Consider the following 18,693-nt stretch of genomic DNA (forward strand, 5'->3'; position numbering starts at 1 on the left):
CGCTCGGCCACCACCAGGCTGGCGCCGGCCTCGTCATCCCGTGCGTGAAGGCGACTACGGCGAGCCAGCGTCCCCTTCGGCCTCGATGTCACCGCTGGCGGCGCCCTGCGGATCGTGCCCCCCTCCTGCTGTCGAACGCGTTGCCCAGGAACAGCCCTGGGACCACTGCTGTGCGTGGGGTCTGTGTGACAGATGCCCCGAACATGTCTGCTTCTCGCGTCTGTGTCCGATGCGAGAAAACCTCTGCTACGTTCCGTTCTGGTAGCTAAGGCCCTATTTGGTCGCTATCAGCACCGTAGTGACGGTGCGGACCTGTTGTGTTTGGAGAAGGGTGAGGTTCCGCTAATGTCCGATCATCTACCGAAACACCGAAATGTCAGCCAAGCAGCAGCTCAACCCGGGCCGCCGGGACGGAGCCGGCGGGCACGCTGGCTTGTGGTCGGGCTGACCGGAGTGACCGGGCTGGCCGCCGTCAGCGGCGCCGTCGGCGTCACCGGAGCGTCCGCCCTTGCTGGCGTCAACGACCGCCTCGAAAAGGCCGCGCAGCAGTTCATCGTCGAACGCGGCCGAGTAACCGGCGACGACAACGGCGGACAGGATCCGGGCGGACGAGCCCCAGGCGCACAGGACCCGGGCGGCAACGACGGCAAGGGTCACAACGGCGGCGAGAGGGCGGTGCCCTGTGACCCCGATGAGCTGATCGCCGCGCTTGTGCACGCCAACGCCGGAAACGGGGCGTCCCTCAAACTTGCTGAGCGATGCACGTACACCCTCACCGCGTTCGCTCCGGTCGTCACACCGCCTGGGACCAGTGGCCCCAACGGCCTACCGATCATCACCAAACCCATCACCATCAAGGGCGAAGGCGCCACCATCGTCCGGGCGGCGAACGCCGAACCGTTCCGGATCCTGGAGGTCGGGGTCGGCGGGAACCTGAGGCTCCGCGATGTCACCATCAAGGGCGGTTCAGCGACCGTCGCCGGTGGTGGCGGGATCCGGGTCAGCGCCGGCGGCGAGGCCACCCTCGAACACATCAACGTGGTCCACAACCGGGCCGCTGGCGCCGGTGGCGGGATCGCCAACTTCGGCATCACCAAGATCAGCGGCAAGACCGACTACGGCAATGACTCGCCCAGCACCGGGGCACCTAGCCCCGAGGCGCCCAGCACCGGGGCACCTAGCCCCGAGGCGCCTAGCCCCGGGGCGCCCAGCCCCGAGGTGCCTAGCCCCGAGGCGCCCAGCCCCGGGGCGCCCAGCACCGGGGTACCTAGCCCCGAGGCGCCCAGCCCCGGGGTACCTAGCCCCGAGGTGCCTAGCACCGGGGCGCCCAGCACCGGGGTACCTAGCCCCGAGGTGCCGAACACCGAGGCGCCCAGCACCGAGGCGCCCAGCACCGAGGCGCCCAGCAACGGGCCGGCGGCGCAGGCCCCGGGTGGCCAGGGCGCCGCGGCGGAACCGCCTGCGGAGAACACCGGCACGGATAAGAACTGGGACGACAAGGACAAGGGCGGGCACGAGGGCAACGGAAACACGATCAGCAACAACTCCGCCGTGCTCAATGGCGGAGGCATTCACAACAACGGCTACCTCACCGTGGAAAACACCCGACTGAGCTACAACGTCGTACGCACATCCGGTGGCATTGCGATAACCGGTAACGGTGGCGGGGTGTCGAACGGCCGTGTTGCCGTGCTCGACGATGTGCGCATCGACCACAACCTCGCGGACTTCCGTGGTGGCGGTGTCCTAGGTGGAATCAACTCCACCACCACGGTCACGAACGCTGATATCAGCGACAACACGGCCAGCAACGAGGGCGGCGGCATCTTCAGCGACGGCGACTTCCACCTGAAGCACAGCAAGGTCGACCGCAACTCGGTCTTCCAACGTGGCGGTGGCATCTTCAACCAGATTGGCCAGTTCGTCATCGAGGACAGCAGAATCAGCGAGAACATCGTCCGCAACGAGCACGGCGGCGGCATCTTCGTGGGCACCGGCACTGTCGTGCTGCTACGGACTCACGTCGAACGGAACAAGGCCGTGGGCCCGAACTCGCAGGCCGGTGGAATCTACAACCGCGGCACGCTCAGCCTCACGGAGTCCAAGGTCGTCCAGAACGATTCCACCCTGCCGCCCGGCGGAATCTTCACCAACAACAACCTGATCACGGTGGATCAGAACTCACTCATCATCAAGAACCGACCCACCAACTGCACCGGCAGCGACCAACCCGTTCCGAACTGCTTCGGCTGACCCTCAGCCACCCAGACATTCGGAGCCTGACGGCAGTCGTCAGAAGCACACGGCACATCCGGCCCCGCCCGGGTTTGATCAACCAGATCAGACCCGCGGCGGGGTCGGCGCGTACCGTCCCAGCCGATGGCCCGAACGGTGGGGCTGGGGCGAAGTCCGGCCGGCTGGTGGACACCGTTGGCCCGGCGATGGTCCGGACCGGCCTGCGCCCCACCTGTGATCGCCGATGTTGCCCGCGCGCAGCCGGCGCCGGCCGGCATGGCGTGACTGGCGACGCTGGTCGGGCCCCCGTCCTGTTATTCGCGGCCGAGCCAGGTGGCGACGCACGCCTCGTTGCCCTCGGCGTCGGCCAGGACCCACCACATGGGGGCGTGCGCGTCGGAGACCAGGTGGCCGCCGGCGGCCAGGGCGGCGGCGATGCGAGCCTCTGCCTGGTCGTGTGGGACAGCTATGTCGAGGTGCATGCGGTTGCGCTGGGGGCGCGCCTCGTCCATCGGTTGCAACCCGAAGCCCGGGCCGCGCCGCGACGGGTCGAACAGGTAGTCGTCGCCAATCTGCCGATAGCCGAGCAGCGCCTGCCAGAACGGCAGCACGTCCGCGCCGGCGAGTGCGTCGAGGGTGACGTTGATGAGTTGGACGGCGGTCGGGTCGGCGGGGATGCCCAGATCCTTGGCGGCGGCCGAGATGCGCCGGGCCAACGAGATGTCGCGCCGATTCAGGCTCACCGTGACGCCGGTGCCGCGCAGGTCGAGGTTGAGGTACTGCTGCTGGGCCTCGTCGGCGAGCCGGCCGATCTCATCGACGAGCGCGATGCCCTTGGACAGCGAGCCGGTCGGGAAGTAGGCCGAGACCAGGTGGTAGAGGGAGCGCCAGTCCTCGACACCGTCGGCCGCGTGGAACTGCGCGGCCGTGATCTGCGCAGTCATGTCAGGGAACCTAACATCGGCCGGCGCGACGGCCTCCTGGGCGGCGGTTGCCAGCTGAGCATCGGGGCGTGTACCTGGTCGATGCCGCGCGGGCGTACCTGCACGTTGGCGACCTGCGGGAGTCACGTCGCCAGAGAGGTGGTCACCGAGGTGACGTTCGGGCCCGACGTCGGGTGAGCGCGTCGTGGAGGTCGAAGACGACGAGCGCGAGCGGCACGAAGCACCACAGCTGAAGCACGGTGTAGCGGCGCAGTTCGCGGCCGATGTCGACGCCAGCCAACTCGGCGTCGAGGGCGCCGGGCCGCATCAGCTTGATCGCGTACACCGACAGCGGAGCGTAGTTGAGACCCGCGCCGATGAACCACAGGCCGATTGCTCGGCCGCCGAGGCCGCTCGATGACGCCAGCAGCCAGATGCCCAACGTCACCATGGCAGCCACGCCGACGAGGAACTCGGCCAGGATGATGAGCCGTCGGCGACGGGTTCCTCGGCTGCCGTACATGTCGACGGCCGCCAATCGACGAACGTTCATGAGGCGATGATGCCACCGGACGGCATCGTTCGCGCCCCGCTGGTCAGAGCCTGGCGACGACGACCTTGGTGGCCTGGGCGATGAGGGCGTCGTCGGCGGTGGCGTCCTTCTTGTCGCGGGTGGACAGCACGGCGAGGACGATCGGGGCGCGGTCGGGCGGCCAGATGACGGCGATGTCGTTGCGGGTGCCGTACCCTCCGGTCCCGGTCTTGTCCCCGACGACCCAGCCGGCGGGCACCCCGGCGCGGACCAGCGTCGCGCCGGTGGTGTTGCCTCGCAGCCAACCGCCCAGAAGGTCGCGGTCCGCGGCCTCCAGGGCGTCCCCGACGGTGTACGCCCGCAGGTCGGTCGCCAGCGCCCGCGCGGTGCTGGTGTCCCGCTTGTCGCCCGGCGCCGCCTCGTTGAGCGCGGTCTCGTAGCGGGCGGGGTCGGTGACCGTGTCACCGACCTCGCGCAGTCTCGTCTCGAACCCCTGCGGCCCGCCGAGGGGACGCAGCAGCAGGTTGCCGGCCGTGTTGTCGCTGTAGCGCACCGCGGCGTCGGCGAGGGCACGAAGGCTCATGCCCCTGGCGACGTGCTTCTCGGTGATCGGTGAGTGCGGCACCAGGTCCTGCGCCGAGTACCGCACCACCCGATCCAGCTCGGCGTCCGTGGTGTCGTCCAGCACCTCGGCGGCGCCCAACGCCTTCCAGGTCGAGGCGTACGCGAACCGTTCGTCGGCTCGGTACTCCACGGTGCGGCCAGTGCCCGTGTCGACGGCGTAGATTCCCAGCCGCGCCTCGAAGGTCTTCTCCAGCCGCTGGAACTCCTGCTGGTCGGCCGGCGACGGGGAGACCGTCACCTCGGCGTTCGGCGTCCGCACCTCGGCGGGGTCTCCGGTGGTGGTGCACAGGCTTCAGTCGTCGCGCCCGGCACCGCGATCGGGTGCGGCCATGTCGCCCGTCGCGGGCGTGCCCCCGGCGAGCCCGTAGCGCAGGTACACGGTGCCCTTCGAGCTGGCTACCGGCGGTTCGAGGAGTGTGAGGTTCGTGGGCACCGCACCGCCGTCGAACACCTTCTTGCCGACGCCGAGCACGATCGGGTGCAGCCACAGGTCGAGCCGGTCGAAGAGCTTCTCGCGCAGGAGGGTCTGCACCAGGTTGAGGCTGCCGACGACCTTGATGTGCTCGTGCCGGTCCCGGATCTCGCGCACCGCGCCGGCCAGATCCGGGCCGAGCTGGGTGGACCCGGCCCACGAGAGGTCGGGGTTGCCGCCGGACGCCACGTACTTCGGGATGCTGTTGAAGAGCGTGGCGATCTCGTTGTCCTCGCCGCCCTCCTGGTGCGGCCAGTAGGCGGCGAAGATGTCGTATGTGCGCCGGCCGAGCAGGAGGGCGTCCGTGCCCTCGTACGCGGCGCGAACCTGCGACCCGGCGACCTCGTCCAGCAGGGGCGCCTGCCAGCCGCCGAACGGGAACCCCGCCGGGTCCTCGTCGGGGCCGCCGGGCGCCTGCCCGACGAGGTCGAGGGTCGCGAACAGTTCGATGTGGATGAGGCCCATGCTCTACTCCCGGTGAGTTGGTCGTCTCGGTCGGGAGAGTAGACCGGTGAGCGCCGGCAGGCTCAGCGCCGCGACGGCTCAGTCGGAAATTCGCGCTGAGCGGATCACCCGGTGCGGTCGGGCACCGCGCAGCCGTCCGGGGCGCACATGCCCTCGGCGGCACCGACAACCGGCAGCGGCTGCGGCGTCGGGTGGCTCTCGTCCCACGCCTTGCTGATGACCGCGAGCAGGTCGTCGAGGCCGATCGCCCCGGGCACGGCGAAGCGGCCGTCGAACACGAGGAACGGCGCGCCACGGGCCCCGAGACGCTGCGCCTCGCGCTGGTCGGCTGCGACGCGAGCCCGGTAGCGGCGGCTTCGCAGGGCCTCGGCGGCCCCGGCGCGGTCCAGGCCCACCTCGGCGGCGAAATCGATGACCTCGTCGGCGGTCCACAGCTTGCGGGCCTGCCCGAAGTGCGCCCGGAACATCGCCGTCCAGATCTCGTTGCCGCGGCCCTGGTCGGTCGCGTAGGCGAGCAGCTCATGGGCGAAATCCGTCGGCCCGAGCGTGCGGTCGACCGCGTGGTAGGGCGTCAGGCCCTCCGCCTCGGCGGCCCGCTCGATCGGCCGTAGCACCTGGTCGACCGTCGTCGCGGGAGCCCCGGCCATCGTGATCAATTCCCGTTGACTGACACCCGCGCGGGGCAGGTCGGGGTGTAGTTGGAACGACCGGTGGATCACCTGCACCTGATCGCCGTACGGGAACCGGTCCAGGGCCTGGTGGAGCCGGTGGTCCATCAGCCCGCAGTACGGGCAGACGATGTCCGACCAGAACTCGATCTTCATGGCACTCCTCCTCGATTCTCACTTCTTGTTCGTAGCGCCATCATGCATCAGAATCGGAGGGCCACAAAAGGTACATTCATGTGCGTGGCAAGGGGCTGGCGAGAGGGGCGGCGAGGATGGGTGCAGGGGATCTTCGACGGCGACGCACCAACGTCCGGGCGAACGTCCGGGCCGCTCCGGGGCCCTGCGCGCACTGGAACGACGAGGACGCCGACTTCATCCGCGAGGTGCTGGACCTCGTCGGCGACAAGTGGAGCGTCCTGATCATCGGCACGCTCGCCGACGGCCCCGTCCGCTACTCGAACCTGGGCGACGCGATCCCCGGCATCTCCCAGCGCATGCTCACGCTGACCCTGAAGCACCTGCAACGCACCGGCCTCGTCACCCGGACGTCCTACCCCGAAGTCCCGCCCCGGGTCGAGTACGCCCTCACCGAACTGGGCACGTCACTGCTCTCCACCGTCCTGGCCCTGGCGGCGTGGTCCGCCGACCATCACGCCGAGATCCGCCGCCACCAGGCGACGTACGACGACCGCGCCGCACCGTAGGAGCCGGACTGCCGCCGCGGCCCGTGCTGGGACCTGATGTGCGCCGAGCCTGCGCCATGCAACACCGCACCCCTCTCCGCCTGATCCACACCATGTCGCCGAGGTTGGGGTTTCGAGGCGGCTCGGATACCGCCAGGTCGGCGAAATGGAGTGGATCACGCCGTGGAAGGGGTGGATTACGCCGGCCGTTGACGCGCCTCAGCCGCTGACCCGGGCGGCCTGTTTGACGCCACGGGGGATCCAGGACGGGGCTCCGCCGTCGAGGTTGCGCTCCTTCTCGATGAACGCCAGGTTGTGGTAAAAGTGCAGCCCACCGATGTCCGGGTCGGTCGAGGCGGGTGCCCGGCCCACGATGTCCTCGTGGTGCAGGCCGTCGATCAGCGTCTTGAGGAACCCCAGGCTCGTGGCCGGGTCGGTGTAGGTGCTGGCCCGTCCGCCGAAGAACGGCCAGTACGACGTCTGAAGGTCCTCCATGACGTACAGGCCGCCGTCGCGCAGGTGCGGGAAGAGGTACGCGAAGGAGGCGAGCAGGTGCGGGCTGACGTGGCTGCCGTCGTCGATCACGATGTCCGGCCTTCCCGTCACCTCCAGCACCCGGGCCAGGTCGGCGGGGGACGACTGGTCGCCCTGCAGGACAGTGACCCGTCCGGTGCTCAGGTGCGACTTGTCGACGATGTCGAGGCCGTAGACGAGGGCGCGGGGAAAGTAGCGCCGCCAGACCTCCAGTGACGCGCCGCCGCGCCCCTGGTCGCCGAACCCGCCCACGCCGATCTCCAGGATGGTGAGGGGCTGGTCGCGCAGGTGGTCGAAGTGCTGCTCGTACCGGCGCGGGTAGGTGTGATGACCCCACTTGTCCGAGCCGTAGCGGACGCAGAGCTCGGCCAGGCCGATGGCGTACGGCCGGTCCAGGGCGTCCACGAGTCGACGGACCACGTCGTAGGTGGGCAGTGGCCGGTCGAACGCGGTCGGGTCTTCGAGGTGCCCCCAGCGGATCACCCGGCTGGCACTGCTCTGCGTGCCGCGGGGCCCGAACAGACTGCGGATCACCTCGGTGAGGTCCTGGGTCACTGTCACGTCGGGCGCGACGCTCGGCTCGTCCCCGTGCCGGTGCGGACGGCTGGTGACCCCCGCGGGTCCGGTTTCGACGCCGTACCGGATGGTGGTGGTGCCGTGGCGGAGGCAGAGGTGGACGGTGGCCTCGGGTCCCGGCGGCAGGTCCGCCCGATGCAGCAGCTCGCCGATCGCCATCGCGGCGACGGCTTCCGCCCCGAGGTCGCCGATCGTGGCGGTGATGCCGTCGGCGGTGCCGCCGGCCGCGGAGATGAGCCTGCCGATTCCGTGACGCTGCACCGTGTCCTCCGTGCGTGAGATGGGGTTGCCGGTCCGGGGTGCCTCGACGTCGCGGTGGCACCGCTGTGGGGGAGGGGTGTCGTGCCCGTCGTTCAGGCGGCGGCCTTCGCGAGGTCCTCGGTCGTCGCCTTGATGCCCCGCAGGAGGGTCAGGACGGCCTGGGCGGACGGCAGCATCAGGGCGCCCGAGCGGGTGATCGTCGCACCGGACGAGGTGCGGATGAAGAGTTTGGTGCCGAGCGTCGTCTCCAGGCACTTGATCTGGTAGCTCACCGCCGGCTGCGAGTAACCGAGCGCCTTCGCGGCGAGGTCCATGCGGCCGTGCTCGGCCACCGCGACAAACGCTTGCAGTTCACGCTCGTTCACTTCGACCCCCGTCTGTTCGACTGTCATCAGTTGACTGTTGTCATCGAAGACCTGTCATCAGAGTAATAACGGGTCTGGTTGTCGTCAAGACCGCCGGGGGGCGTCTGTCAAGCCTCTGACCAGGAGGGTAGTTTCACAGGGGACTTCCAGGATGCGTTCAGCAAGCGGTCACCACCGTGTAGTCATCGTTGATGACTGCGGATCGGTCGACGGGTGCCACGGCGGTCATCAGTTCCTCAACGGCATCCACAAAGATTTCGAAGCAGGCTGCCCTTCGCGGCGAGCGGGCCAGTAGAAAATGAGGCATGACGACGCACTCAGCCTCCCGCCCCGATGTCAACCGACTCGTCCGCCTGGTGCTGCCGATGATCGTCCTGGTCGCACCGGTGGCTGCTCTCGCCATCGGCGCGGTGAGCGCCGACGAACTCCTGGCGGGCCTGCCGCTGGCCGTCGCCGGCCCGGAGGAGACGGCCCCCCAGCCCGCATCCGTTGCCCTCGAAGACTGGCCGTGGTGACCGGTCGACCACACATGACAGCAGGAATCCGGTCGCGGCGGCGAGGGACCGCGACCGGACCACCAAACGAGAAAGTCCTCCGCAGCCATCCGGCGGCGGAGGACTTTCTCGTGCGCGGTGTCTCCGGTCGGTTCAACGACCGCCGGCACCACTAGCTGGCGTCGTTGATCTCGCGCCAGATCTGGCTCGCCCGCTGGTACGCCGCCGCCGCCTCGGCCAGTTGGGCGGCACGACGCAGCGAGCCCACCGCCTCCTCCACCCGGCCACACCGGCGTTGTGCGCGGCCGACGGCCAGGACGAAGCGCACCCGTTCGATCCCGGGCAGGTCGGTCTCGTCGACGGTGGTGGCGATCTCCAGAGCGCGCTCGGGGTCGCCGGTGGCCAGCGCGTAGCGGACCTCGAGGCTCGCGGCGGCCGAGGGGGAGGCCGCGCTCTTGGCGGCGGCCATCGCCGCACGGGCCGCCAGCATGTGTGACGTGATCTCCGGAAGGCCCGCCTCGGCGTCCATCAGGGCCGATGCGGCGGCCGCCGCGAAGCGGGCCCAGTCGCGCAGGGACGTGGCCGGGTTCGCCAACATCTCCCGGGCGGCGCGCAGATGCTCCAGCGACCGTTGGATCTCCCCGTTGCGGGCGAGGGCGATGCTGGCGACCCAGTGCGCCCGCCCACAGATCGAGGGAATGTCCAGCTTGTCGGCCATCGCCAACATGCGGTCCACGATCCGAGGCACCTCGGCGCCCCCACCGGCGTCGCTGAGCACCGAGATGTGCACGGCGTGCAGCCGGATGTGCTCGGCGCCATGGACGAACCCGGTCTGGGCGATCTCCTGATCCGCCAGCTCGATCTGGGTGAACGCCTCGGCCAGCCGGCCCACGTCGCGGGCCGCGCCGCTCAGCGCGATCCTCGTGCGCACCAGCGCCTCCGGTACGCCGGTCGCCGCCGCCGCGTCGACCAGCTCGGTGAGCAGGGTGTAGCGGGCGGCGCGGTCGTTGCGTTGCTCCAGCAGTCGTTCCAGGGCCAGCCCACGACTGACCACCGCCAACGTCCGGTTCTCCCGTCGGGCGGCCTGGTAGGCCTCGGTCAGCTCCCGCTCGGCCCGGTCCAGGTCGCCCTGGTCGAGGGCACTGCTGGTGATCAGCTTCCGGGCCAGCTCGGACTCGGCGGACCGGGACTCCGGGGACGGCTCCTCCGGGGACGGCCCGGCGACCGTCTCGGCGTCGGTGGCGAGAGCCTGCATCGGTACGCCGAGAACCTCGGCCAGGTGCATCACGACATCGAGCGTCGGCACCCGCGCCCCGGATTCGAGCAGCGAGATGTAGGACTGGTTGACCACACCGACGGCCAGGTCCCGTTGGGACATCCCACGGTCGGTTCGTAGTCGGCGTAGCCGTTGCCCGAATTCAGGCTGAACAATCTGAGTGGCCATGCGACTGACTTCAAGACCTTCCGCTTCTGTCTCGGCGCGGCCCGCCCCCCGTCGGGCACGTGCACGGTGTGCCACCGGCCGAGTTCCTGGTTGGTGTGACCGATTATCAACACCCGCGCTGTCGGGGCTCGGACCGACCCGCGGGACGCGCACCCCGACCGGTGCCGTGGGGCCCGCAGGTGCGTGACGACTGGGCATCGGAAACTCAGATCAGCGCCGTCGCGCGGCGGGCGAGCAGACGTACGAGTGTCGCGCGGGCCGCGGCGGTGTCGCAGCGGGACGCCAGGGCGGGTCCCGCCGATCGGGCGAGCCGCTGGGCGAGTGCGTCATCGCGTAGGACCCGCACGAGGTGCGCGGCGACCTCGGCGGCCGTCTCGCCCGCCAGCACGTCCCGGCCGGGCGCCAGGCCCATGCCCTCGAAGGCGATCGGTGTGCCCACCACGGGCACACCGTGCTCGATCGCCTCGCCGACCTTGCCCTTCACCCCGGCGCCGTAGCGCAACGGAGCGACCGCCACCCGCGCGCGGGCATAGAGGGGCGTCAGGTCCGGCACCCAGCCGTGCACCGTCACCCGGTCCCCGGCGAGCGCCATGATCGCCGGGGACGCGCCGTCGCCGACGAGGTCGACAGTCGCCTCCGGCACCTCCCTCCAGACCGCCGGCATCACCTCGGCGCACAGCCACCGCGCGGCGTCGGTGTTCGGCTGATGGAGGTAGTTGCCGACGAAGACGATCCGGGTCGACGGGGCCGCTGATCGGGTCGGCGGCACCGGACGGTGGATGTTCGACAGCACCTCGACGCTCGCGCCCGGTGCCTCGTCCAGCAGCAACCGGCGCTCCTCCTCGGAGACCACGAGCGCGACGTCGCACTCGCGGACCAGCATCAGCTCAAGGGCGCGGATGCTCTCCGCGCGGGCACGTACGACGTACCGGTCCGGTGCGCCCTCGGCCGCGGCCAGCGCCGCCTGTCGCCGTAGTCGATGGAAGTGCACGTCGACCGTGTCGTACACCACCAGGCATCCGGGCGCGTTGTCCCGCACCCGGGCGAGCATCTCCACCGCGGGCTCGGGGCGGCACAGCAGTGCCACGCCGAGGCGGTGACCCTCCGCCGCGAGGAAACGTTCCTGTTGGCGGCGGTCGCCGAGCACTCCGACGCCGAGTTGCCGCAGCCGATCGGCGTACGCCGGACCGGCTGTCGCGTTCAGCGGGAAGTAGAGCACCTGATGGCCCAGGCCGAGCAGCTCCTCGATGATGCGGTGTTGGCGTAGGGACCCGGAGTCCCGGTCGGGCGTCGGCAGTTGGTGATCGACGATCAGGATGGTTTCCGCGGTGGCCATGGCACGGTCAGCCCGCGTACAGCGTGACGAGCCAGGCGGTGTCGAGGCCGTGGAAGGCCTCACGCAGAGGGCCGGACGCCCAGCCGGAGCGGGCGATCTCGGCGGCCCGGGCCCGCGTGGCGTCGTCCGCCGCGCCGGGCACCGCCCCGATGGCGTGCAGGATGGTGATCAACACCGACGTCTCCTCGTCGGGGTGCGCACCGCCGAGTGCCGCGGCGATCGCCTGGCGGATGGTCCGCTCACGGGTGCCGTCCTCGGCCGGCCAGGTCTTCGTCTTGATCAGACCGAGCGTCCGCTGCTCCTCCAGCCGGATGGCGCCGTCCGTGGCCAGCAGCTCCAGCAGCGGCTTCCAGCAGACCTGCCCGAGGTTGTCCGCCGCCCAGCCGACCTTCATCGACTTCGTGCCCATCCGGCGCAGGGCGGCGTCCAGGGCGGGATTTCCGGTCGGGGTGGTGTCCAGGACGTCCACCCGGGGCTCCTTGCCCTCCGGGGTGACCGGGATCCTGATCCGGCCGGCGCGGACGAGGTCGAGCAGGACGGCGGCGCCGACGGCGCGGTGGCGACGGTTCATGTCGACGGTGCTGCGGCCGCTGGAGTCGTCGAGCAGCAGGAGGACGAGGTCTTCGGCCAGACGGGACATTGTGGTCTCCTCGGTGTCGATGTCGGGTGGGCGGGTCAGGTGGGGCGGCGGTCCAGGGCGAGGTCGCGACGCCGGGCCATGGTCGAGCCCGACTCCCGGCGGGCCATCAGGCGCAGGACGACCGGCGCGGCGAGCAGTCCCACGACGGCCCACACACCGAGCGCCGTGAACGTCTCCCAGTGCTGCCAGGAGCCGCCGATCTCGGCGGCCAGGGCGCTGTCGGGCAGCAGCGCGGAGCGTGCGGCGAGGCCGAGCCAGTACAGCGGGAACACCTGCGCCACCACCTGCAGCCAGGTCGGGAACCCGGAGATCGGGTAGAAGATCCCGGAGAGCGCCGCGAGAGTCAGCACCGGCAGCATGACCAGGCCGATGCTGCGCGGGCTCTCGATCACCGAGCCGATGACCGCGCCGAGGGGCAGCATCGCGAGCAGGCCGAGGGGGAACACCCAGAGCAGGGTGAGCCAGCGCCGCGCCTCGCCGAGTTGCAGGCCTTCCACCAGCACCGCGCCGGTGCCGAGCACGACGACCCACGCGACCAGCACCATGCCGGAGATCAGCACGATCTTGCCGATCAGGTACGACACCATGCCCTGCGGCAGGGCCTTGAGTCGCAGCAGGGTGCCGTCCTCCCGTTCGACCACGAGCAGTTGGGCGAGCATGAGCAGGCCGTTGAAACCGACGCACATGCTGAGCAGGCTGGGCAGCACGAACGTGGCGACCGACAGGTCGGAGCCGGCGAGCTGGTCGTCGCGGAGGAAGTAGATCGGGGCGAGCAGACCGACGAGCCAGATCAGGTTGCTGGCCAGATCCTGGGCGTTGCCCAGCACGTGACGCAGCTCGGTCACGCCTCGGCGCACGCCCTGCCCGACCGCGTTCCAGGTGGTGTTCATCGGGTGCCCTCCGCGTCTCGCACCATCGCCAGGTAGATGTCCTCCAGCGCCGGCCGGTTGACTCGCAGGTCCTCGACGTCGCCGTCGCCCTGGAGCAGTTCCCGCACGAAACCGGACACGTCGGCGGTGCGTGCACGGTGGGGCCGGCCCGCGCTGACCCACGTCACCTCGGCGTCACCGCCCAACTGCCGGCCGAGCTCCTCGACCGTCCCCCCGGCGACGATGCCTCCGCCGGCGAGGATCAGCACGCGGTCCGCCAGCTTCTCCGCCTCGTGCAGGTCGTGGGTGGTCAGCAGGACCGTCATCCGTTCCTGCGCCAACCGGCGGATCAGCTCGTGGAAGTCCTGCCGGGCCTCCGGGTCGAAACCGACCGTCGGCTCGTCGAGGAACAGCACCTCGGGACGCCCGACGATGCCGATGGCGATGTCGAGGCGACGACGTTGGCCGCCGGAGAGAGTCCCGATCGGCTTGCGCGCCTGCTCGGTCAGCCCGACCACGGTGAGCAGGTCGTCGACGTCCCACGACCCGTTGGAGCCGAGGCGGTCGTACGGGCGGTAGAACGAGCGGAAGTGCAGCAGCAGCTCCCGGACCTGCCACTTGGCGTGGTCGCGCCAGGACTGCAGGACGATGCCGAGCCGCGCCCGCCAGGCTTCGTCGCCGTGGGCCGGGTCGACCCCGAGCACGCTCACCTCTCCGGCCGAGCGGAGCCGAAAGCCCTCGAGAATCTCGATCGTGGTGCTCTTGCCCGCCCCGTTCGGGCCGAGCAGGGCGACGATCTCCCCCCGTTCGACGGTGAGGTCGATGCCGCGCAGCACCTCCTGCTCGTCGTAGGCCATTCGGAGGCCGCGTACCCGCACGGCGGGTTGCTCCGGCCCGGCGGTCGTCTCGGCGGTGGCCGGGACGGCGGACGCCACCCTGGTCGTCATGCCACAACTCCTTCCTGCCGTCGCGGGGGCGTGCCGGCTCCCCGCAGGTGTGCCTCGATGACGTCGCCGGCCGCGCGGGCGCCGCCCGAGGCGGCGATCTCGTCGCGCATCGCGGCCAACGCGGCGGACACCCGCGCGCTGGTCGTGACGTCCTCGACGGCCGCGCGTACCGCCTGCGCGGTGACGTCCGGGGGCCGGATCATCCGGCCCAGACCGAGGGCGTCGACGCGGGCGGCGGTGACGAACTGTTCGACCCCCTGCGGCACCACCACCAGCGGTACGCCGTGCGTCAGCCCCTCCAGGACGCTGCCGGTGCCACCCGCGGTGACGAAGACGGCGGCCTGTTCGAGGACGCGCACCTGGGGCACCCAGCGGTGCACCTCCACGTCGGACGGCAGGGTGCCCAGCGCCGCCGGGTCCACGGCTGCCCCGGTGGCGACCACCACGTGCCAGCCGCCGCCGACGAACGCCTCGGCGCACGCGGTGAAGACCCCCGGCGCCCGGTTGTAGGTGGTGCCGAGGGAGATCAGGGCCACCGGGCGGCCCGCCGGGCCCGTCCAGTCGCCGTCGGCGACGCGCCGCCAGGGGATCGGGCCGACGAAGTGGTGCTCGCCGCCCACCGCGTCGGCGGCGACCTGAAGCGACCGGGGGAGAGCCACCACGCAGGGGCGGGTCTCGGGGGCGAGGCGCACCGGCGAGCCGATCCGCTCCTCGCTGCCCCGGGGGAACACGTGGGTGGGGGAGAACTGCACCTCGGGCACCCCCCACCGGGCCGCCAGCACCGGGGCGTACGCGGTGACCGTGTCGTACACGACCAGGTCGGGTCGGTCGTCGGCGTACGCCGATGCCAGCTGGGGCAGGGCGGCGGCGCGCTCCCGGTCGAAGGCCAGTGCGGCGCGGCGCCCGTCGTCGTCGGCCGGAAGCCAGCCGCTGCCAGGACGGCCGGCGGAGGGGAAGGTCGAGGTGTACGGCACGGGCGTGGCGCCCGTCTCCGCGATCAGCGGTGCGAAGCCCGCACCGGTGGCGAACGTGACGCGGTGGCCCCGGCCGACCAGCTCGGCGGCCACGCCCAGCATCGGGTTCACGTGACCGTGCAGCGGCACGGACATGAACGCGACGTGCGTTCTCTTCGGCGGGCCGGCTGGCGTCACAGGTCGTTCCTCCGTTCCGGGTGTCTCCGGCCGCGCGAGTCAGTGCGGGCCGGTCGGTGGGTGAGCGGCATGCCCTTCGGCGATCTCCCGAAGCGCGGCCATGTGTGCGGTGTAGACAGTTCTACCGAGCGGGGTCAGGGCCACCCAAGCGTGGATTCGAGAATTGAATGGCTCCTTGCGCAGCGTCACGTACCCCGCTTCCTGGAGGACCTTGAGCTGCTTGCTCAGCACCGAGTCGCTGACCCCGAGCCCGTCGCGGATGGCCGCGAACGACAGCGATTCGACGCCGCTGAGCTGGGCACAGATCTGGAGCCGGTTGATCGGGTGGATGGTCTCGTCGAGCCCTGATCTCATGCCGGCCGGCCAAGCTCCCGGGTGAGTACCGCGTCGAGTCGGCGGCCCAGGACGATCACCAGCACCATGACCAGGACCCCCACGGCGGCCATCGCGCCGCGCAGGTCGAGACCCCACTCGAGGACGAGCCCGACCAGGATCAGCGCGGGCACGAGGATCCCGATGACCAGGCTGATCCGGCGTGCACCGGGCGTGGCCTGGAACCGGTCCAGGGAGACCCCGGTGAAGTGCTTGGCCGCCAGGGTGACCAGGTAGGGGCCGAGGAACAGGCCGCCGACGACGCCGAAGGGGATCCAGTCCCAGCCGATCGACACCGAGGCGAAGGCGAAGAGCAGTGAGGCGCCGATGCCGACGTGGTACCACCAGGGCGCCACGGCCCGGCGGGCCACCTGCTCGCGTCCCTCGTCGACGTCGGCCAGTGCCTGGCGTGCCTCGTCGGGGGTGATCCGATTCATGTCCACATGTTCTCTTTCCATGATGGAAACTCTACCCTTTCTGTAATGGAAAGTCGACGATTTCGCGCTACCCGGTCAGGTCGGCCGGGGTCAGATCGGCCGGCACCGCGCCGAGCACCACGACGTGCCACAGCGCGCCGAACAGGTCGTGCGCCGCCGCGCTGAGATCCTCCGGCCGAGGCGCCCGCAGCAGCTCCGGCCGCCGCACCAGCCAGTGCAGCCCACGTCCCGCCGCGGTGGTGTGCCGCAGCGCGTCCGCCAGCGCCGCCGGCGAGTCGAAGGCCGACAACAGTTGCGCGGAGCAGTACCGGCGGACCGCCTCCACCTCCTCGACCGGCGGCGGCTCGGCGATCAGGGCACCCACCTCGGCCCGTACGTCCGCCACCGCCTGCCCGAGCGCCTCGCGCGGAACGGCCAGCCGCACCGACGCCCGCCGGTGCCCGGCCAGCACGTCGCGCCGCGCGAGCAGCACGTGGTCGGCGCGGCCCAGCCGTCGGCACCGGGCCACCAACCGGGCCTCGGTGTACCCGCCCAGCAACGCCGTCGTCAGGTAGCGGGCCGCCTCCGGCGACCCCTCGTCCGGCTCCCGTCCGCTGAGACTCAGATGCGCGACGTCCCCACCGGGCTCCCGCAGCACGAGCAGCTCCGGCTCGCCGCGCAGGTCGGGGGCCACCGGCGTCGCGGCGTCCCCGACCCAATCCACGAGCGGTGCCGCCACGTTGGCCAGCACGGTCACGGCATCCGCCGGGGCGACCACGACCAGCGTGGCCCCGGCCGGACGGAACACGTGACGATGCAGGACGGTCATCTCGGTCGGTGGGGCCGCCGACGCCTCGGCCCCCGCCCAGCGTCGGCGCAGCGCCTCATCCATCCGCTGCTGCGGCGAGGGCGGCACGCTGCGACGTACCGGCAACGGCCGCCACGCGGGCAGCGGACCGGGGTTCAGGACATCTCTCACCACGGACATCAGCGCGGCCAGGCGCGTGACCGGCACCCAGCCACTCAGGTCCGCCCACTGCCCGTCCTGGGACAGGTGCAGGCCACCACCGAGCGTCGCGGCCCGGCCCGCCGCGTCGGCCTGCGCGCTCAGGGCCCGCAACAGGAAGTCGACCCGGTCGGGAAACCCCCAGCCGTACGGGCCCAGCGGCACCCGCAGCCGGATCTCCGCCAGCTCTCCCCGGTGATCCGGCACCGCGACCACCCGCAGCCCGTTGTCCAGGCACACCTCGCGCGCCCCGCCGAGCGCCGGCGGCACCGGCTCACCCAGCGCCGGCGGCACCAGCGGGCCGGCAGCGGTGACACCCAACTCCGCGGCGCTGCGCAGCGGGCCGCCGCTGGGCGCCGGCGGCACCGCGACCGGCCGGGGCGCCGGTGCGGGCGGCGTCCGCGTGGTGACTGGAGGACCCGCCACGAGCAGGGCGCGGGGTTCCCCGGCCAGGGTGTGCGCGGCCCGCGCCACCTGCCCGGCGGACGTGTCGCTGATCAGTCGGGGCAGCTCATAGACCAGCTCGGCCCGGCCGAACAGCAGCTCGAAACGGCCCAGGGCGCGGCAACGGTCCACGAGCCCCGCATGCTGACGGCGGTGCTCACCGGACAACTCCTGCGCCGCCCGACGCACCCGGCCCCGGTCGAGGGTGGAATCATCCAGCCGCCCCCACTCGGCCAACAGGTCCGCGACGAAATCGTCCGGGGTGAGGTCGCCCGGGAGCACGGAGGTGACCACGAAGGCGTCCGGCGCCAACGTGTCCAGCGGCCCGAAGAACCCGCACCCGGCGCTGGTGCGTACGGCGGCCCGCTCCGATCGCCAACGGCTGGTGAGCCGGGCCAGCACCATGTGCGCGACGTAGTCGGTCAGGGCCAGGTGCGGATCCGGTAGCCGGTAGCCCAACGCCACCGCCGTCCGCGTCGCCCCCTCGACCGACTGCTCGGCCACCCGGTGCTCGCCCGGCGGCGGCTCGGCTACGTCGCGGGACGCGACACCGGCCCGGGCCGGCACCACACCGAAGTGCCGCTCGACGAGCGGCCACACCTGATCCGGGGCGTGCGGCGTGACGATCGTCAGCACCGCGCCCGACGGCACGTAGTGGGCGTCGAAGAACGCGGCGCAGTCGTCCACCGTCAGGTCGGCCAGCCGGCTCACCTCGCCGTACCCGTCGTGGGCGTTGGCGAACGAGCCGAACATGACCGCCGGCAGCCCTGGCCACGGCAGGTTGCCGTACAACCGGCTGTCGCGCATCACCTGGATCTCCCGGCCCACCTCGACGAGCTGGGTCGCCAACTCCCCGTCGGTGAACGCCGGTGCGCGCAGCCGATCCGCCTCACGGAACAACGCCTGCTCCAGGGCCTCGGCCGGGAGCACCTGGTAGTAGTCGGTGTAGTCGGCGTGCGTGGTGCCGTTCGCCGTGCCACCGAGCGGGTGCAGGTCGTCGTAGAAGCTTCCCGAGGGCAGACTCTCACTGCCCCGGAACATCAGGTGCTCCACCAGGTGGGCGAGCCCCTCCTGACCGGGCAGCTCCGACCGGAACCCGGTGGCGTGATGCACGCTCACGGCGCAACGCGGCGTCGGCCAGTGGGGGAGCAGCACCACCCGCAGCCCGTTCGACAGTCTGCGACGGTGCAGTCGACGGAGGTTCGAGGACCCGGGCGGGACGGTCATGATTCTTCC

At 71.2% G+C, this 18,693-nt stretch carries 19 protein-coding genes; 3 read left to right on the plus strand and 16 right to left on the minus strand.

What is annotated here, in order from left to right:
* Positions 1 to 435: 435 nt before the first annotated feature.
* Positions 436 to 2,253 carry a hypothetical protein gene (locus tag JOD64_RS30095; RefSeq protein ID WP_204945362.1) on the plus strand — a complete coding sequence of 606 codons (1,818 nt, stop codon included), beginning with the start codon at positions 436 to 438 and terminating at the stop codon, positions 2,251 to 2,253.
* A gap of 296 nt (positions 2,254 to 2,549) precedes the next feature.
* Here the strand turns inward: JOD64_RS30095 and JOD64_RS30100 are convergent, their stop codons facing one another.
* From JOD64_RS30100 to JOD64_RS30120, 5 genes are all read right to left on the minus strand, one after another.
* A complete protein-coding gene (locus tag JOD64_RS30100; protein WP_204945363.1) occupies positions 2,550 to 3,179 on the minus strand; it encodes a 4a-hydroxytetrahydrobiopterin dehydratase family protein in 630 nt (209 codons plus the stop codon).
* A 142-nt stretch (positions 3,180 to 3,321) separates the two neighbouring features.
* A complete protein-coding gene (locus JOD64_RS30105; RefSeq protein WP_204945364.1) occupies positions 3,322 to 3,711 on the minus strand; it encodes a hypothetical protein in 390 nt (129 codons plus the stop codon).
* 43 nt (positions 3,712 to 3,754) lie between these two features.
* Entirely contained in the window at positions 3,755 to 4,603 is an 849-nt protein-coding gene (gene bla / locus JOD64_RS30110; RefSeq protein ID WP_204946326.1) for a class A beta-lactamase, read from the minus strand.
* A 3-nt stretch (positions 4,604 to 4,606) separates the two neighbouring features.
* The gene (locus tag JOD64_RS30115; protein ID WP_204945365.1) at positions 4,607 to 5,251 is read right to left on the minus strand and encodes a dihydrofolate reductase family protein; all 645 of its coding nucleotides are present in this window, start codon (positions 5,249 to 5,251) and stop codon (positions 4,607 to 4,609) included.
* Between the two features lie 104 nt (positions 5,252 to 5,355).
* Complete coding sequence (locus JOD64_RS30120) at positions 5,356 to 6,075, minus strand: DsbA family oxidoreductase (protein ID WP_204945366.1); 720 nt, start codon at positions 6,073 to 6,075, stop codon at positions 5,356 to 5,358.
* A 116-nt stretch (positions 6,076 to 6,191) separates the two neighbouring features.
* On the opposite strand from JOD64_RS30120, the gene JOD64_RS30125 reads away from it, so the two are divergent.
* Positions 6,192 to 6,623 carry a winged helix-turn-helix transcriptional regulator gene (locus JOD64_RS30125; protein ID WP_204945367.1) on the plus strand — a complete coding sequence of 144 codons (432 nt, stop codon included), beginning with the start codon at positions 6,192 to 6,194 and terminating at the stop codon, positions 6,621 to 6,623.
* A gap of 198 nt (positions 6,624 to 6,821) precedes the next feature.
* Here the strand turns inward: JOD64_RS30125 and JOD64_RS30130 are convergent, their stop codons facing one another.
* On the minus strand, positions 6,822 to 7,973 hold the full coding sequence (locus tag JOD64_RS30130) for a hypothetical protein (protein WP_204945368.1): 1,152 nt from the start codon (positions 7,971 to 7,973) through the stop codon (positions 6,822 to 6,824).
* Between the two features lie 92 nt (positions 7,974 to 8,065).
* A complete protein-coding gene (locus tag JOD64_RS30135) occupies positions 8,066 to 8,365 on the minus strand; it encodes a LysR family transcriptional regulator (RefSeq protein ID WP_204945369.1) in 300 nt (99 codons plus the stop codon).
* 278 nt (positions 8,366 to 8,643) lie between these two features.
* On the opposite strand from JOD64_RS30135, the gene JOD64_RS30140 reads away from it, so the two are divergent.
* Positions 8,644 to 8,853 (plus strand): hypothetical protein, encoded by a 210-nt coding sequence (locus JOD64_RS30140; RefSeq protein WP_204945370.1) that lies wholly within the window; start codon positions 8,644 to 8,646, stop codon positions 8,851 to 8,853.
* Between the two features lie 151 nt (positions 8,854 to 9,004).
* On the opposite strand, the gene JOD64_RS30145 is transcribed toward JOD64_RS30140, so the two are convergent.
* The 9 genes from JOD64_RS30145 to JOD64_RS30185 all read right to left on the minus strand — a co-directional run bounded on the left by JOD64_RS30145 (position 9,005) and on the right by JOD64_RS30185 (position 18,684).
* The gene (locus tag JOD64_RS30145; protein ID WP_307813815.1) at positions 9,005 to 10,474 is read right to left on the minus strand and encodes a helix-turn-helix domain-containing protein; all 1,470 of its coding nucleotides are present in this window, start codon (positions 10,472 to 10,474) and stop codon (positions 9,005 to 9,007) included.
* A gap of 7 nt (positions 10,475 to 10,481) precedes the next feature.
* Positions 10,482 to 11,612: a glycosyltransferase gene (locus JOD64_RS30150; protein WP_204945372.1), complete on the minus strand. Its 1,131-nt coding sequence runs from the start codon at positions 11,610 to 11,612 to the stop codon at positions 10,482 to 10,484.
* A gap of 7 nt (positions 11,613 to 11,619) precedes the next feature.
* Entirely contained in the window at positions 11,620 to 12,252 is a 633-nt protein-coding gene (locus JOD64_RS30155) for a GOLPH3/VPS74 family protein (protein ID WP_204945373.1), read from the minus strand.
* 35 nt (positions 12,253 to 12,287) lie between these two features.
* The gene (locus JOD64_RS30160; RefSeq protein WP_204945374.1) at positions 12,288 to 13,142 is read right to left on the minus strand and encodes an ABC transporter permease; all 855 of its coding nucleotides are present in this window, start codon (positions 13,140 to 13,142) and stop codon (positions 12,288 to 12,290) included.
* The gene (locus tag JOD64_RS30165) at positions 13,139 to 13,978 is read right to left on the minus strand and encodes an ABC transporter ATP-binding protein (protein WP_204946327.1); all 840 of its coding nucleotides are present in this window, start codon (positions 13,976 to 13,978) and stop codon (positions 13,139 to 13,141) included. Before JOD64_RS30165 ends, JOD64_RS30160 begins: the two co-directional genes overlap by 4 nt.
* 86 nt (positions 13,979 to 14,064) lie before the next feature.
* A complete protein-coding gene (locus tag JOD64_RS30170) occupies positions 14,065 to 15,219 on the minus strand; it encodes a nucleotide disphospho-sugar-binding domain-containing protein (protein WP_204945375.1) in 1,155 nt (384 codons plus the stop codon).
* 39 nt (positions 15,220 to 15,258) lie between these two features.
* Positions 15,259 to 15,573 (minus strand): transcriptional regulator, encoded by a 315-nt coding sequence (locus JOD64_RS30175; RefSeq protein WP_204945376.1) that lies wholly within the window; start codon positions 15,571 to 15,573, stop codon positions 15,259 to 15,261.
* Positions 15,570 to 16,049 carry a hypothetical protein gene (locus JOD64_RS30180; RefSeq protein WP_204945377.1) on the minus strand — a complete coding sequence of 160 codons (480 nt, stop codon included), beginning with the start codon at positions 16,047 to 16,049 and terminating at the stop codon, positions 15,570 to 15,572. The genes JOD64_RS30175 and JOD64_RS30180 overlap by 4 nt, the downstream gene beginning before the upstream one ends.
* 46 nt (positions 16,050 to 16,095) lie before the next feature.
* Positions 16,096 to 18,684, minus strand: a complete 2,589-nt coding sequence (locus JOD64_RS30185) for a M16 family metallopeptidase (RefSeq protein WP_204945378.1) — start codon at positions 18,682 to 18,684, stop codon at positions 16,096 to 16,098.
* Between the last annotated feature and the right edge of the window lie 9 nt (positions 18,685 to 18,693).

This window comes from Micromonospora luteifusca (genome assembly GCF_016907275.1).
In the GTDB taxonomy this organism is placed as follows: Bacteria; Actinomycetota; Actinomycetes; order Mycobacteriales; family Micromonosporaceae; genus Micromonospora; species Micromonospora luteifusca.

Bases quoted from the DNA above. Each gene is read 5' to 3' on its own strand.
- JOD64_RS30100 (WP_204945363.1), bottom strand. From the start codon at position 3,179: ATGACTGCGCAGATCACGGCCGCGCAGTTCCACGCGGCCGACGGTGTC.
- JOD64_RS30105 (WP_204945364.1), bottom strand. From the start codon at position 3,711: ATGAACGTTCGTCGATTGGCGGCCGTCGACATGTACGGCAGCCGAGGA.
- JOD64_RS30115 (WP_204945365.1), bottom strand. From the start codon at position 5,251: ATGGGCCTCATCCACATCGAACTGTTCGCGACCCTCGACCTCGTCGGG.
- JOD64_RS30120 (WP_204945366.1), bottom strand. From the start codon at position 6,075: ATGAAGATCGAGTTCTGGTCGGACATCGTCTGCCCGTACTGCGGGCTG.
- JOD64_RS30125 (WP_204945367.1), top strand. From the start codon at position 6,192: ATGGGTGCAGGGGATCTTCGACGGCGACGCACCAACGTCCGGGCGAAC.
- JOD64_RS30135 (WP_204945369.1), bottom strand. From the start codon at position 8,365: ATGACAGTCGAACAGACGGGGGTCGAAGTGAACGAGCGTGAACTGCAA.
- JOD64_RS30140 (WP_204945370.1), top strand. From the start codon at position 8,644: ATGACGACGCACTCAGCCTCCCGCCCCGATGTCAACCGACTCGTCCGC.
- JOD64_RS30145 (WP_307813815.1), bottom strand. From the start codon at position 10,474: ATGCCCAGTCGTCACGCACCTGCGGGCCCCACGGCACCGGTCGGGGTG.
- JOD64_RS30150 (WP_204945372.1), bottom strand. From the start codon at position 11,612: ATGGCCACCGCGGAAACCATCCTGATCGTCGATCACCAACTGCCGACG.
- JOD64_RS30155 (WP_204945373.1), bottom strand. From the start codon at position 12,252: ATGTCCCGTCTGGCCGAAGACCTCGTCCTCCTGCTGCTCGACGACTCC.
- JOD64_RS30160 (WP_204945374.1), bottom strand. From the start codon at position 13,142: ATGAACACCACCTGGAACGCGGTCGGGCAGGGCGTGCGCCGAGGCGTG.
- JOD64_RS30165 (WP_204946327.1), bottom strand. From the start codon at position 13,978: ATGGCCTACGACGAGCAGGAGGTGCTGCGCGGCATCGACCTCACCGTC.
- JOD64_RS30175 (WP_204945376.1), bottom strand. From the start codon at position 15,573: ATGAGATCAGGGCTCGACGAGACCATCCACCCGATCAACCGGCTCCAG.
- JOD64_RS30180 (WP_204945377.1), bottom strand. From the start codon at position 16,049: ATGGAAAGAGAACATGTGGACATGAATCGGATCACCCCCGACGAGGCA.
- JOD64_RS30185 (WP_204945378.1), bottom strand. From the start codon at position 18,684: ATGACCGTCCCGCCCGGGTCCTCGAACCTCCGTCGACTGCACCGTCGC.